Here is a 13,395-nt window from a genome sequence, read left to right as displayed (position 1 = left end):
CGGGAACTGCGTAAGGTGCCGAGCATCATGAGCCAAGTTCCTTTCGTCACCGCTGCGGAAGTCGCGCGCCTGCTCGATTATCCGTCCCTCGTCGAGGCCCTACGCCGCGGCTTTGCCCAAGACTGGACCGTGCCGGTCCGCCATCATTACGGCATCCCAATGCCGAACGGCGAACCGGAACAGACATTGCTGCTGATGCCGGCCTGGGAAGGTGGCAAGGCGATCGGCATGAAGATGGTCACGGTCACGCCCGGCAATGGCCAACGCAATCTGCCGGCCGTGCAGGGGGTCTATCTGCTGCTCGATGGGGCAACGGGCATACCCAGCGCTTTGATTGATGGGCCGTCCTTGACGGCGCGGCGCACGGCGGCGGCATCGGCTTTGGCGGCCGATTATCTGGCGCGGGAAGATGCCCATCTGATGCTGATGGTCGGTGCCGGCGCGCTGGCCGTGCCGCTGGTGGAAGCCCATCGCTCGCTTCGGCCGATCAAGCGGGTGCGGGTCTGGGCGCGGGATGCGCATAAGGCGGTAGCCAAGGTCAAGGAACTGGTCGATCTCGGCATCGATGCCGAGGTTGCCGACAATCTGGAACAATCGGCCCGGGAAGCCGACCTCATTTCCTGCGCCACGCTCTCGACCGAACCGTTGATCCACGGCGCCTGGTTGAAGCCCGGATCGCATCTCGACCTGATCGGCGCCTTCACGCCGCAGATGCGGGAAGCCGACGATGTCGCGATCGGCCGAGCCAGCCTCTTCGTCGATACCCGCGAGGGGGCGATGAAGGAGGGCGGCGATATCGTACAGCCGCTGAAAGCGGGCCTGATCCAGCCGGAAGCCATCAGGGCGGACCTTTTTGATCTTTGCCGAAAAAACCACCGCGGCCGGGCGAGCGGCGATGAAGTGACCTTATTCAAATCGGTCGGCACGGCGCTGGAGGACTTCGCCGCCGCCCGGCTGGTGGTGCAGCGGTTGTCCAGCTAAAAGGTTGTCCAGCCGGCCACTTGCCGGCCGATAAGTTGTGCATTTATGCTCCCTTCGTCAGTTGGGGGAGATGACAATGAAAGCGAAAATTGCTGCGCTCGTCGGAGTGACGGCGTTAGCGACAGCTGGCTGCGCGGGCCATAACGACCCTGCACCAGGCCAGAAGGCCAAGATCGGCCAAACGGCCATGACGTTCTTTCAAAACTACTATAATCCGGATATCGGTTCGACGCGTCCCGGCGCCTTTGCTGTGTCGCGCTCGGGTGATTGGGCGGCCTATAGCTATTGTGAAGAGCTTATCTGTACCAGAGGCACTTCCTATGGCCAGAGGGCGATCCAGCTTTGCGAAAAGCATGGCGAGCCGTGCTACCTCTTCGCAATCGGCCGTGACATTCGCGTCGATTACGAAATCGTCGATTAACCTCGCGACGTAGCCGGCATCTGTCTCGATTGAACGCCGGCAGGATGACGGGCATGCTGGTGGCTTCGAGGCACCGTCGGAGAAGCATCCATGTCCGTTATCTTCAAGCCGGAAACCGTCACCTCTTTGCCGGTGCATGAAGCGCCGCTGATACGGGCTACGCCTGACTCGCTGGTTGGATATGGAGCGATCGTTGAGAACTACCGAGCCCATCCGGTGGAAATCGTCACTTGGCCGGCGGCGGGCTGGCGCCCGGTAGATGTGGGCACCGGCAATGAAGGCGGGACGACCGAGGGCGTCTTCGAAAGCTGGTGGTCCGGCGACGTGCTCTACGGCCGCAATAATGCGGTGCAGGACACGGCGGTGAACCACTATCTACTCGGCTGGAGCCGCCCGCCTTCAGAAGCGGTGGACGGCACCGCGACCATCGAGCGGAAACATGTGCTGCTCTGGCATGCCAATTATCATCCCGATGGCGGGCAGCTTTTTTATCCGCTGGACGGCCAGCCTTTCGTCTTGCCGCTGGCGCTGCCGGGCGATGACGTCAAGCCGGAGCATTTCGTCGGTTTCTATTGCGACGGCAGTTTCGGGGTCTACATCCATCCCGGCATCTGGCACGAAGGCGTGTTTCCGGTGACCGATACCGGCCGCTTCTTCGATAAGCAGGGCAAGGTGCATGCCCGGATCAGCTGCGATTTCGCCAAGGAATTCGGCTGCTATCTCGCTGTGCCGCTGCACCTGCCCTGATGGACGCTCAGAACGCCTTCTGCAGCATCGTCGCCAGGCGCTGACCGAAGCTCGCGGGATCATTCAAGGGCTCGCCTTCCTGCAGCTTCGCCTGGTCGAGCAGCAGCCAGCTTGCATCGGTGACGGCATCGTTCTTGCCGCCATTCGACACAGCCTTGGAGAGCGCGGCGATCAGCGGATGGCTGCCATTGATTTCCAGCACGCGCGGCAGGGTCGCATCCAGCTGCCGATGCTGCTTCAGCAGACGCGCCAAGCGCATATCCATGTCACCTTCTTCGGCCACTAGGCAGACGGCGCTGTCGGTCAGACGCGATGACAGGCGCACATCCTTGACCGCATCCTTCAGGCTCAGCTTCATCAAAGCGATCAGATTGTCGATACCTTCCGCCGCCGGCTTCTTTTCTTCCGGCTTGGCGTCGGCATCGGCCTTCACCTGATCGAGATCGGCACCGCCACGGGTCACCGACTTGAATTCCTTGCCCTCGAATTTTTCAACCGAGGGGATCCAGAATTCGTCGATCGGATCGGTCAGCAGCAACACTTCGACACCTTTGGCGCGATAGCCTTCCAGCTGGGCGCTTTTGCTGACGGCCTCAAGGCTATCGCCGCTGATATAATAGATCGCGTTCTGGCCCTCCTTCATGCGACCGACGTAATCGGCAAGGCTGACCAGCCCGTCGCCCTTGGTGGAACGGAAGCGCGCCAATTTCAGCAAAGGCTCGCGCTGTTCGGCATCTTCATAGATGCCTTCCTTCAGCACGGCGCCGAAATTGTTCCAGAACTCGCCATAGGCGGCGGCGTCGTTCTCCGCCTTTTTCGCCAACTCGCCCAACACGCGCTTCACCAGCCCGGCGCGGATCTTGGTAAGGATGGGGTTCTGTTGCAGCATTTCCCGGCTGATATTGAGCGGCAGGTCTTCGGAATCGACCAGGCCCTTCACGAAGCGCAGCCAATGCGGCAGCACTTCTTCGCAATGATCGGTGATGAAAACCCGCTTCACATAAAGCTTCAGCGCCTGCTTGCGGTCCGGATTGAAGAGATCGAAAGGCTTGGTCGAGGGGATGAAGAGCAGGCCGGTATATTCGATCTTGCCCTCGGCCTTGAAATGCAGGGTTGCCCAGGGATCGTCGAAGGCATGGGCGACATGGCGATAAAAATCGCGATACTGCTCTTCGCTGACATCGGATTTCGAGCGGGTCCACAAGGCGGCAGCCTGATTGACCTTGCGGTCCTCGCCATCGCCGGTCACGTGAATGGGCAGCTGGATATGGTCGGAATATTTGGCGACGATGGAAGCGAGGCGCCCCGCATCGAGATAATCCGAAGCATCGTCGCGCAGATGGAGGACGATATCGGTGCCGCGCCCTGCCTTTTCCGCCGGCGCCAGGGTGAATTCGCCTTTGCCATCCGAGGTCCAGAGCCAGGCGGCGTCTTCCCCCGCTTTCCGCGACAGGACCTCGACCTTGTCCGCCACCATGAAAGCGGCATAGAAGCCGACGCCGAACTGGCCGATCAGAGACAGGTTCTTCTGATCCTCCGTGCCGCCAGTCGATTTATGCGCGGCCAGCTCTTCCATGAACTTGGCCGAGCCCGACCGGGCGATGGTGCCGAGATTATTGATCAAGTCATCCCGGTTCATGCCGATGCCGTTATCGGCAATGGTGAGCTTCTTGCCGGCCTTATCGATCGTGATATTGACCTTGAAGTCGGGGTCGTCTTTGAGCAGGCCGGGTTCGGTCAGGGCCAGGTAGCGCAGCTTGTCGCAGGCATCGGACGCGTTTGATATTAATTCCCGGAGGAAAACCGATTTGTCGCTGTAGAGGGAGTGGGCAACGATATCCAGCAGGCGGCTCACCTCCGCCTGAAAACCGTGACGTTCCATCTGCATGATCTTTTCCTGATAGTCCTTGTTGGCGTTAGAGACCGGAATTGTGACGAATCGGCGCTGATATGCGCAATTCGCATGCCCGGTTCAAGGGGCATCCTGCACACGCGCACTTCTGTGAAGGGGAGGCCTATGCCACAATCAGCCCATTCACAAGCCTCTAGTTCACAATCCCGCCTGTGCCAGCGGGTATCCAGGGAGAAGACGTAACATGGCCGGAGATGTCCTGCGCGCCGCTACCGCCCCCAACAGCAAATATTCCGCGGAAGAATGGCGTTTGCGCCAGGAATTGGCGGCGGTTTATCGCTTGATCGCCCATTTTCGGATGACGGATCTGATTTTCACCCATATTTCGGTCCGCCTGCCCGGACCGGAGCATCATTTCCTGATCAATCCCTATGGGCTGTTCTTCGACGAGATCACGGCCTCGAACCTGGTCAAGATCGACCTCCAGGGCAATGCCGTGGAGCCGACACCCTATAAAGTCAATCCGGCCGGCTTCGTCATCCACAGTGCCATCCACGGCGCCCGGGATGATGCCCATTGCGTGCTGCATACCCATACCAAGGCAGGCTGCGCTGTTGCGGCCCAGGCCGGCGGCCTGCTGCCGCTTAACCAGATCTCGCTCGAATTCTACAACAACGTCGCCTATCACGATTACGAAGGCATCGCGCTGGATCTCGATGAACAGAAGCGATTGGTCAAGGATCTCGGCAATAAGCCGGTGCTGATCCTGCGCAATCATGGCCTGTTGACGGTTGGCCGTACCCCGCAACAAGCCTTCCTGCGCATGTATTACCTGGACAAAGCCTGCGAAATCCAACTGGCAGCCCAGGCTGGCGGCCAGCTCGTGGTGCCGAGCCCGGCGGTCTGCGAACATACCGAGCGCCAGTTCAATGACGCCGATCGCGCGGTGGAGGAAGGCCAGTTCAAGGATGTGGACGGCTATGACCTCGCCTGGACGGCGCTGCTGCGCCTGCTCGACCGGATCGACCCCACTTACAAGAACTAAAGCGGTAACCGAAGCTGCCGGTCTGGTCCCTTACGGGACCAGATTGGTCGGCTGGCCGGCGCGGTAATTCAGGATATTGTGCAGGCCGATCATGACCATGCGGCGCGTGGTGGCGGTGCTGTTATAGGCCACATGGGGCGTCATCACGACATTGCCGAGTTTCCGCAGCGCGGATTTCGCGATGGACTGACCCTGATTCTCGAAAACATCCAGGCCGGCGCCGAAAATCCGCTTTTCCGTCAGTGATCGTTCCAGGGCCGCCATGTCGATCAGCCCGGCCCGTGCAGTATTAATAAGAATGGCTTCCGGCAGCATCAGGTCCAGTAACTGGGCATTGATCATGCCGCGGGTCTGGTCGTTGAGCTGCAGATGCAGCGAAATCACCTCTGAGGTCGAGAAGAGATCGGCCAGGGTGACGAAACGGACCGAGGGGAAGGCGAGGCCGAACCGCTCGGGGCGCCGCGCCCAGGCCACCACTTCCAGCCCCAGTCCCAGCGCCATCTTGGCGACCTCGCGGCCGATCGCGCCAAAACCGACAATGCCCAGGCGCCGGCCCTGGAGTTCAAGCCCGGGCGGGTCTTCCGACCAGTTATTGGCCCGCACCGCGCTGTCGAACTTGGCGATCTGGCGTGAGACGGCGAACATCAGGGCGATGGCGTGTTCGGCCACGGTCCGGTTGCCGTAATTCGGCGTGTTGCAGACCTTGATGCCACGGGCCCGGCAGCTTGCCATGTCGATATAGCCGTCGATGCCGATGCCGAGGAAAGAGGCGATTTTCAGTTTCTTGCAGGCGGCCAGCACTTCAGCATTGAGCTGCGCCCAGCCCCAGAGAATGGCATCGGCCTTCTTGCAGCGCTCGATCAGCGCCTCATCGCTGTCGCGGGGGCCGCAATCCACCGTCAGTTTCAGTCCGGTCGGTCGCGGCCAGTCCTCCAGGAAATTGGCGGTCTCGATCGACGCATCGGGAAAAACGATGTTAAAGGTCGACATAGATGGGCTTTCGATCAACGAATCGTTGCAGATGCAGCACCATAGCCCCGCTTGCCCCGCTCGTTCCAGGTCTGCGGCGACATCACATGACATGGGTGTCCGTTTTTCTAAGTTTATAGTCCTATAGAGGACTGGTTGGATTTCGGGCATTTGTTGTCTGCGGCCCGTCAGGGCGCTGCCAGCTTCCGGGCTTGCAATATGCCGGCAAATCACTATATTCCCTGGCAAATCCCGTGGTCTTGAAAGACCAAATGACAAGGGTGGGCCAAAAAGCCCGCCTTTTTTGTTACCCGCGGCCCGGCAAGGAAGTGGCTCGGTACTGACGCGACTGGGCGGACGCGACGCGACGGCCGGCGCGGCGGCCGGAGCAGGAAGTTCAACCGGAACTGAAGGCGGTCATCGGCACAACGAGTTTGGCGATACAATGAGTTTGGTTAACGACATCACGCGCATCATCACCCCGACCATCGAGGCCATGGGCTTTGAATTGGTGCGGGTGCAGATTTCGGGCAATCAGCGCCGGACCCTGCAGATCATGGCGGAGCCCAAAGACGGCCGGCATATGTCGGTTGATGATTGCGCCGACCTGTCGCGCGCGATTTCCGCGGTGCTCGATGTCGAAGACCCGATTACCGAAGCCTATAGTCTGGAAGTGAGCTCGCCGGGGATTGACCGGCCGCTGACCCAGCCGAAGCATTTCGAACGTTTTGCCGGGCATGAGGTCAAGATCGAAACCACCGAACCGGTCGACGGCCGGAAAAGGTTTCGCGGCACTCTGGCCGGCCTGGAAGACGGCAAATTGCGCCTGCAGTCCGATGAAGGCGAGATTGTTTTGCCGCTTGATGTCATTCACAAAGCCAAGCTGGTGCTGACCGATGCGCTGATCGCCCTGCACCAGCAGCCACATACACTGGAGAACTAGGGGCTTACCCATGGATACGACGATTGCCATTCCGCGCATGGAACTGCTGCAGGTTGCTGACGCCGTGGCGCGGGAAAAGAGCATCGACCGCGACGAAGTCTTGGTCGCGATGGAACAGGCCATTCAGAAGGCCGGCCGCTCGAAATACGGTCATGAGCATGACATTCGCGCCAATATCGACCGCAAAACGGGCGAAATCAAACTGACCCGCGTCCGCGAAGTGGTGGAAGCCATCGAGAACGAGGCAACGCAGATACTGGTTAAGGATGCGCAGCGCCGCGACCCGGGCCTGAAGGCCGGCGATCTGATTGTCGATGAGCTGCCGCCGATCGATTTCGGTCGCATCGCCGCCCAGACCGCGAAACAGGTGATCGTGCAGAAAGTGCGCGAATCCGAACGCAAGCGCCAGTACGAGGAATTCAAGGACCGTAAGGGCGAGATCATCAACGGCCTCGTCAAGCGCGTCGAATTCGGCAATATCACCGTCGATCTTGGCCGCGGCGAAGCCATGCTGCGACGCGACGAATTGCTGCCGCGCGAAACCTTCCGCAGCGGCGACCGGGTGCGCGCACTGATCTATGACGTGCGTGAGGAAGCTCGTGGTCCGCAGATTTTCCTCTCGCGCACCCATCCCGACTTCATGGCGAAGCTGTTCGCCCAGGAAGTGCCGGAAATCTATGACGGCATTATCGAAATCAAGTCGGTGGCCCGCGATCCCGGCAGCCGCGCCAAGATCGCCGTCATCTCGCGCGACAGCTCGATCGATCCGGTCGGTGCTTGCGTCGGTATGCGGGGCAGCCGCGTCCAGGCCGTGGTCGGCGAATTGCAGGGTGAAAAGATCGACATCATTCCGTGGTCACAAGATCATGCCACCTTCGTGGTGAATGCCTTGGCGCCGGCGGAAGTGGCCAAGGTGGTGCTCGATGAAGATTCCGGCCGCATTGAAGTTGTTGTGCCGGATGACCAATTATCTCTGGCGATTGGCCGTCGCGGCCAGAATGTGCGTCTTGCTTCGCAGCTCACCGGTTTCGATATCGATATTTTGACCGAGGCTCAGGAATCGGAGCGTCGTCAGGAAGAATTCCGCACCCGGTCGCAAATGTTCATGGATGCGCTGGATGTCGATGACGTTATCGCTCACCTTCTGGTGACCGAGGGCTTCAGCAGCATCGACGAGGTTGCCTATGTGCCGATCGAAGATCTCTCGTCAATCGAGGGCTTCGATGAGGATGTCGCGGCCGAGCTCAAGACCCGTGCGCAGGCATGGCTGGAAGCCGAAGAGCAGCGCATGGTCGAGCGCCGCAAGGAACTTGGCGTTGCCGATGATGTCGCCGAGATTGAACGCCTGACCCCGGCGATGCTGGTGGCCTTGGGCGAGAAGGGCGTGAAGACGCTCGATGACCTCGCCGATCTCGCCGCGGATGAGTTGACCGATGACAAGGACGGCATCCTGAAGGACTTCGATCTCTCCTTGGATGAGGCCAATGCCGTGATCATGGCGGCGCGGGCCCATTGGTTCGAGGGCGAAGGCAAGGCCGCGAGTTAACTAGCTGTCAGGCTGATGGAAGGACCAGGGCGCTCTGCGAATGGATGGTGTGGTGATCGGTAACGGCAAGCTTTCCAGCGATGACAGTGTCGTCGATGGTAGCGACGGGGAGATGTCTCCGTCGGGCAAGTCGCCGTCGCGTCGCTGCATCGTCACCCGCCAGGTCTTCGACAAGCGGCATCTGCTGCGTTTCGTCCTGGACCCCGACGGGCAGGTGGTGCCGGATGTAAAAAATCGGCTGCCTGGCCGTGGTTTTTGGGTGCAGGCGGACCGTGCGGCTTTGCTGACGGCGATCAAGACCAATGCTTTTGCCAAAGCAGCGCGGCGACAGGTCGGGATGCCGGCAGATCTGGTCGAACGGGTTACCGTCTTGTTGCAGCGTGAGGTGGCCGAGCTTCTCGGCCTAGCGCGCAAATCGGGCGATCTGACTGCCGGATATGACAAGGTCGAGCAGGCCTTGCGGGCAAAACAGGTCGCCGTGCTGGTCCAGGCCAGCGACGGTGCCGAGGACGGACGCAGCAAGCTAGCGCGGCTGGCCGGTTCTGGGGTAGAGATATGGACACCTTTGACCGTTGCCGAACTGGCAGCAGCGCTTGGACGGGAAAATCCCGTGCATGTTGCGCTCAAAAGCAGCGGTATTGCCGAGAGATTAAGCCTGGCTTGTCGCCGTTTGGCCGGTATGGCCGATGGGGCGCAAGCGGCGCGAAAGACTGAGTAAAGACGTAATTTGTTGAGCGGGACTTGAGAACGCATGAGCAGTGATACCGACACCCCGACCCGCAAGCCACTGAAGCTGTCATCGTCGGGCAAGCTTGAGCTGAAGAAGACCGTCGATGGCGGTCAGGTTCGGCAGAGCTTCCCGCATGGCCGCTCCAAGACGGTGGCGGTCGAGGTGAAGAAGAAGCGTACCTATGCGCCAGGCGCCGGCGGCAAGATGGAGTTCAGCCCCGAAGCTGAGCAGAAGCATGTGCCGGCTGCGGAGATGCCCCCGGCCCCGGTGGATATGGATCATCACGGTTTGACCGCGCATGAACGGGCCGCCCGCCTGAAGGCGCTGGAACAAGCCAAGCGCGACGAGGAATTGCGCAAAATCCAGGAAGCCGAGGAAGCTGCCCGCGCCGCCGAACGGGCGGAGCGTGAGCGCGCCGAAGCGGAAAAGCGCCGCCAGGAAGAAGAGGTGCGCCAGGCCGAAGCAGCCAAGGTGGCCGCCGAAAAGGTGCAAACCGACGCCGCCACACCCGCGGCAATGCCGGTCAAAGCGGCGGGCGAGGGTGAAGAAGGGGCGAAGGCGCCGGCGCGTCCGGTCCGTAGCGCGGCTGCGACCCAGCCGGCCGGCGATACGCGCATGCATCTCAGCAAAGCCGTGTCGCGGCAGGCTGAGACTACAGACGAGGATGACGGTGCTGCTGCGCGGCGGCGTCCGGCAGCCGGACGTGTTGCGGCACCGAAGCCGGTCACAACCGCGCGTCGCGATGACCAGCGCCGTCCGGGCAAATTGTCCGTGACCAAGGCGTTGGATGAAGACGGCGGCGAGCGGGTTCGCTCGCTCGCGGCGATGCGCCGCGCCCGTGAAAAAGAAAAGCGCCATATGCAGATGAACCAGGCGCAACAACAGAAAGTGCTGCGAGAAGTGATTCTGCCAGAAACCATCACCGTCCAAGAATTGGCCAATCGTATGGCCGAACGCGGTGCCGATGTGATCAAGGCGCTGATGCGAATGGGCGTGATGGCCACCATCAATCAGACCATCGATGCCGATACCGCCGAACTCATCATCGGCGAATTCGGCCACAGCTTCCGTCGCGTTTCGGCTTCGGACGTGGAAATCGGCCTGATGGGCGAAGAGGACAGGGATTCCAATCTGGTGCCGCGTCCGCCGGTCGTCACCATCATGGGCCATGTCGACCACGGCAAGACCTCGCTGCTCGATGCTTTGCGTCAGACCGACGTCGCAGCGCATGAAGCCGGCGGCATTACCCAGCATATCGGCGCCTACCAGGTGAATCTGGAAGACGGCAAGAAGATTACCTTCATCGATACGCCGGGTCACGCCGCTTTCTCGGAAATGCGGGCGCGCGGCGCCAATGTGACGGATATCGTCGTGCTGGTGGTCGCCGCTGATGACGGTATCATGCAGCAGACGGTCGAAGCCATCCACCACGCCAAGGCGGCGAAGGTGCCCATCATCATCGCCATCAATAAGATGGATAAGCCGGGTGCCAATCCGGGCCGGGTGCGGCAGGAGCTGCTCAATCATGAAATCGTCACCGAAGAAATGGGTGGCGAAGTTCTGACCGTGGAAGTCTCGGCCAAGCAGAAGCTCAATCTCGACAAGCTCGAAGAAGCGCTGCTGCTGCAGGCGGAAATCCTCGATCTGAAGGCTAATCCGGATCGCGCGGCCCAGGGTGCGGTGGTCGAAGCCAAGCTGGAGCGTGGCCGCGGCACCGTCGCGACCCTGCTGGTCCAGAAGGGCACGCTGAAGGTCGGCGACATCTTCGTCGCCGGCACCGAATGGGGCCGCGTGCGTGCGCTGCTCGACGATCGTGGCCGCCCCGTCGAAAGTGCCGGCCCGGCCGTGCCGGTCGAAGTGCTTGGCTTGCAGGGGACGCCGCTCGCCGGCGACAATTTCGTGGTGGTGGAATCGGAAGCGCGGGCACGCGAAATTACCGAATTCCGCCAGCACACCCACCGGCAGAAAGTGGCGGCGGCCTCCGCCCGCGGGACCCTGGAGCAGATGTTCTCGAAGATCCAGGCCGGCGAGGCCAAGGAACTGCCGGTCGTCATCAAGGGCGACGTGCAGGGGTCGGTCGAGGCGATCGTCAATTCGCTGAAGCAATTGGGGACCGAAGAAGTCGCGGTGCGCGTGTTGCATGCGGCGGTCGGCGGCATCAATGAATCCGACGTGACGCTGGCCCGTGCTTCGGGCGGCTTGATCATCGGCTTCAATGTGCGCGCCAATCCGCAGGCCCGTGAAATGGCCAAGCGCGATCACATCGACATCCGCTACTACTCGATCATCTATAACGTGGTCGATGACATGAAGGCGGCGCTGAGCGGCATGCTGGCGCCCACCCTGCGGGAAAAGTTCCTCGGCAATGCCGAGATCCGCGAGGTCTTCAACATCACCAAGGTCGGCAAGATCGCCGGCTGCATGGTTACCGAAGGCATGGTCAAGCGGGGTGGCAAGGTCCGCCTGCTGCGCGACAACGTCGTCATTCACGAAGGCACGCTCAAGACGCTCAAGCGCTTCAAGGACGAAGTGCGCGAGGTCAAGGAAGGCTTCGAATGCGGCATGGCCTTCGAGAACTACGACAACATCCAGAAGGGCGACATCATCGAATGCTTCGAGCTCGAGGAAGTGTCGCGCCAGCTGGCATAAAAACCGCCTGAAAACGGGCCGATCCAGCGCGCTCCTGCCCGGCAGGGGCGCGCTTCGGCTATCAGGGATTCAGAAAGAACGATGACACGTAAACAGAAATCCGCCGGTACCAGGGGCGGCGCGGCAAAGGGTGGCGCCCGCGGTGGCAGCCAGCGTCAATTGCGGGTCGGCGAGGAGATGCGCCATGCTTTGGCGCGCATCATCGGCCGCGACGTGCTGGACGATCCCGATCTTGCGCATCATTCGGTCACGGTGACCGCCGTCGATGTCAGTCCGGATCTGCGCAATGCCACGGCTTTTGTCGTGCCTTTCGGCGTTGCGGTCGATGCCGAGATAGATACCAAGACAATGATCGCCGCACTCAACCGTGCTGCCGGCTTCTTTCGCGGTCAATTGGCCCGCGAGGTCAATCTGCGGGTATCGCCGCAATTGCGCTTCCGGCTGGATGAGAGCTTCGGCCAGGCGAACCGGATCGAAGCCCTGCTGAACGATCCGGTGGTTGCCCGGGATCTTGGCGGTGCATCGGAAGATGCCGCAGCCTCCGGCACGAGCGACGAGGACGAGGATTCCGATGGCGCGGCGTAAGCGCGGCGAGAAAGTCGACGGCTGGCTCATTCTCGACAAGCCGCTCGGCCTGACCTCGACCCAGGCGGTGGCCGCCGTCCGGCGCCTGTTCGACGCCCAGAAGGCCGGCCATGGCGGCACGCTTGATCCCTTGGCGACGGGTATTCTGCCGATTGCCCTTGGCGAGGCGACGAAAACGGTTCCCTATGTGATTGATGGGGCCAAATCCTATCGCTTCACCCTTAAATTCGGGGAAAAGCGCGCGACCGACGATGCCGAAGGCGAAGTAACGGAAACCTCGCCGGTACGACCGGACGATGCGGCGATACGCGCAGCCCTGCCGCATTTCATCGGCCTCATTGACCAGGTGCCGCCGGCTTTTTCGGCAATCAAGGTGGACGGTGAGCGCGCCTATGATCTGGCGCGCGATGGCGAGGTGGTCGAACTGGCGCCGCGCAAAGTGCGGATCGACGACCTGGCCCTGACCGGCCGGCTGAGCGCCGATGAAGCGGTTTTCGAGGCGCGGTGCGGCAAAGGAACCTATATGCGGTCGCTCGCCCGGGATATCGCTCAATATCTTGGGTCTGTTGGCCATGTTTCCGCCCTTCGACGACTATCGGTTGGGGGCTTCGATGAAAGCCGGGCGATTTCACTGGAAACTTTACAGACCATGGGGCATAGTCCGGCCGCTTTTGAGCATTTATTACCCGTTGAGACCGCGCTGGACGACATCCCGGCGCTGGCCTTGACCACCACCGAGGCGGGCCGCCTTCGGTCCGGCCAGGCGATCGGTCTCCTGCATCGACAGGACCGCGATCGCATCCGCGAATTTGCGCCAGGTTGCATGGTTTGCGCCATGTCTGCCGGTAAACTCGTGGCACTGACCCGGTTCGAAGCCGGTGAACTCGTTCCGGTGCGCGTGATGAACCTCTGAATTGAAAGGAGTTG

General features: G+C 61.1%; 12 protein-coding genes. 10 read left to right on the top strand and 2 right to left on the bottom strand.

From position 1 onward, the window contains the following. Positions 1–27: 27 nt before the first annotated feature. From lhpI to SMD27_RS03250, 3 genes are all read left to right on the top strand, one after another. Complete coding sequence (lhpI, locus tag SMD27_RS03260) at positions 28–981, top strand: bifunctional Delta(1)-pyrroline-2-carboxylate/Delta(1)-piperideine-2-carboxylate reductase (protein ID WP_320506894.1); 954 nt, start codon at positions 28–30, stop codon at positions 979–981. Between the two features lie 76 nt (positions 982–1,057). After that, positions 1,058–1,402, top strand: a complete 345-nt coding sequence (locus tag SMD27_RS03255) for a hypothetical protein (protein WP_320506893.1) — start codon at positions 1,058–1,060, stop codon at positions 1,400–1,402. A 90-nt stretch (positions 1,403–1,492) separates the two neighbouring features. Further along, complete coding sequence (locus tag SMD27_RS03250; RefSeq protein WP_320506892.1) at positions 1,493–2,149, top strand: ureidoglycolate lyase; 657 nt, start codon at positions 1,493–1,495, stop codon at positions 2,147–2,149. A 7-nt stretch (positions 2,150–2,156) separates the two neighbouring features. Here the strand turns inward: SMD27_RS03250 and htpG are convergent, their stop codons facing one another. Next, positions 2,157–4,037, bottom strand: a complete 1,881-nt coding sequence (gene htpG / locus SMD27_RS03245; RefSeq protein WP_320506891.1) for a molecular chaperone HtpG — start codon at positions 4,035–4,037, stop codon at positions 2,157–2,159. A gap of 208 nt (positions 4,038–4,245) precedes the next feature. Between htpG and SMD27_RS03240 the strand changes: the two genes are divergently transcribed. Next, positions 4,246–5,046, top strand: a complete 801-nt coding sequence (locus SMD27_RS03240) for a class II aldolase/adducin family protein (protein ID WP_320506890.1) — start codon at positions 4,246–4,248, stop codon at positions 5,044–5,046. Between the two features lie 30 nt (positions 5,047–5,076). On the opposite strand, the gene SMD27_RS03235 is transcribed toward SMD27_RS03240, so the two are convergent. Beyond that, positions 5,077–6,036: a 2-hydroxyacid dehydrogenase gene (locus tag SMD27_RS03235; RefSeq protein ID WP_320506889.1), complete on the bottom strand. Its 960-nt coding sequence runs from the start codon at positions 6,034–6,036 to the stop codon at positions 5,077–5,079. A gap of 424 nt (positions 6,037–6,460) precedes the next feature. On the opposite strand from SMD27_RS03235, the gene rimP reads away from it, so the two are divergent. The 6 genes from rimP to truB all read left to right on the top strand — a co-directional run bounded on the left by rimP (position 6,461) and on the right by truB (position 13,381). Next, positions 6,461–6,958: a ribosome maturation factor RimP gene (gene rimP, locus SMD27_RS03230; RefSeq protein ID WP_320506888.1), complete on the top strand. Its 498-nt coding sequence runs from the start codon at positions 6,461–6,463 to the stop codon at positions 6,956–6,958. Between the two features lie 10 nt (positions 6,959–6,968). Beyond that, on the top strand, positions 6,969–8,504 hold the full coding sequence (gene nusA, locus SMD27_RS03225; protein ID WP_320506887.1) for a transcription termination factor NusA: 1,536 nt from the start codon (positions 6,969–6,971) through the stop codon (positions 8,502–8,504). A gap of 40 nt (positions 8,505–8,544) precedes the next feature. After that, positions 8,545–9,222 (top strand): RNA-binding protein, encoded by a 678-nt coding sequence (locus SMD27_RS03220; RefSeq protein WP_320506886.1) that lies wholly within the window; start codon positions 8,545–8,547, stop codon positions 9,220–9,222. Positions 9,223–9,255: 33 nt separating this feature from the next. Then, positions 9,256–11,883 (top strand): translation initiation factor IF-2, encoded by a 2,628-nt coding sequence (gene infB / locus SMD27_RS03215; protein WP_320506885.1) that lies wholly within the window; start codon positions 9,256–9,258, stop codon positions 11,881–11,883. Between the two features lie 81 nt (positions 11,884–11,964). Next, positions 11,965–12,468 carry a 30S ribosome-binding factor RbfA gene (gene rbfA, locus SMD27_RS03210; RefSeq protein WP_320506884.1) on the top strand — a complete coding sequence of 168 codons (504 nt, stop codon included), beginning with the start codon at positions 11,965–11,967 and terminating at the stop codon, positions 12,466–12,468. Beyond that, complete coding sequence (truB, locus tag SMD27_RS03205) at positions 12,455–13,381, top strand: tRNA pseudouridine(55) synthase TruB (protein WP_320506883.1); 927 nt, start codon at positions 12,455–12,457, stop codon at positions 13,379–13,381. Before rbfA ends, truB begins: the two co-directional genes overlap by 14 nt. Positions 13,382–13,395: the final 14 nt, after the last annotated feature.

The sequence above is a fragment of the Dongia soli genome, assembly GCF_034044715.1.
GTDB classification, from domain to species: Bacteria; Pseudomonadota; Alphaproteobacteria; order Dongiales; family Dongiaceae; genus Dongia_B; species Dongia_B soli.
The sequence above is the reverse complement of the archived record's forward strand: the minus strand, read 5'-3'. Positions and strand labels throughout refer to the sequence as shown.

What these genes read in the sequence shown, in the direction of transcription:
- lhpI (WP_320506894.1), top strand. Translation starts at nt 28, where the DNA reads ATGAGCCAAGTTCCTTTCGTCACCGCTGCGGAAGTCGCGCGCCTGCTC.
- SMD27_RS03255 (WP_320506893.1), top strand. Translation starts at nt 1,058, where the DNA reads ATGAAAGCGAAAATTGCTGCGCTCGTCGGAGTGACGGCGTTAGCGACA.
- SMD27_RS03250 (WP_320506892.1), top strand. Translation starts at nt 1,493, where the DNA reads ATGTCCGTTATCTTCAAGCCGGAAACCGTCACCTCTTTGCCGGTGCAT.
- htpG (WP_320506891.1), bottom strand. Translation starts at nt 4,037, where the DNA reads ATGCAGATGGAACGTCACGGTTTTCAGGCGGAGGTGAGCCGCCTGCTG.
- SMD27_RS03240 (WP_320506890.1), top strand. Translation starts at nt 4,246, where the DNA reads ATGGCCGGAGATGTCCTGCGCGCCGCTACCGCCCCCAACAGCAAATAT.
- SMD27_RS03235 (WP_320506889.1), bottom strand. Translation starts at nt 6,036, where the DNA reads ATGTCGACCTTTAACATCGTTTTTCCCGATGCGTCGATCGAGACCGCC.
- rimP (WP_320506888.1), top strand. Translation starts at nt 6,461, where the DNA reads ATGAGTTTGGTTAACGACATCACGCGCATCATCACCCCGACCATCGAG.
- nusA (WP_320506887.1), top strand. Translation starts at nt 6,969, where the DNA reads ATGGATACGACGATTGCCATTCCGCGCATGGAACTGCTGCAGGTTGCT.
- SMD27_RS03220 (WP_320506886.1), top strand. Translation starts at nt 8,545, where the DNA reads ATGGATGGTGTGGTGATCGGTAACGGCAAGCTTTCCAGCGATGACAGT.
- infB (WP_320506885.1), top strand. Translation starts at nt 9,256, where the DNA reads ATGAGCAGTGATACCGACACCCCGACCCGCAAGCCACTGAAGCTGTCA.
- rbfA (WP_320506884.1), top strand. Translation starts at nt 11,965, where the DNA reads ATGACACGTAAACAGAAATCCGCCGGTACCAGGGGCGGCGCGGCAAAG.
- truB (WP_320506883.1), top strand. Translation starts at nt 12,455, where the DNA reads ATGGCGCGGCGTAAGCGCGGCGAGAAAGTCGACGGCTGGCTCATTCTC.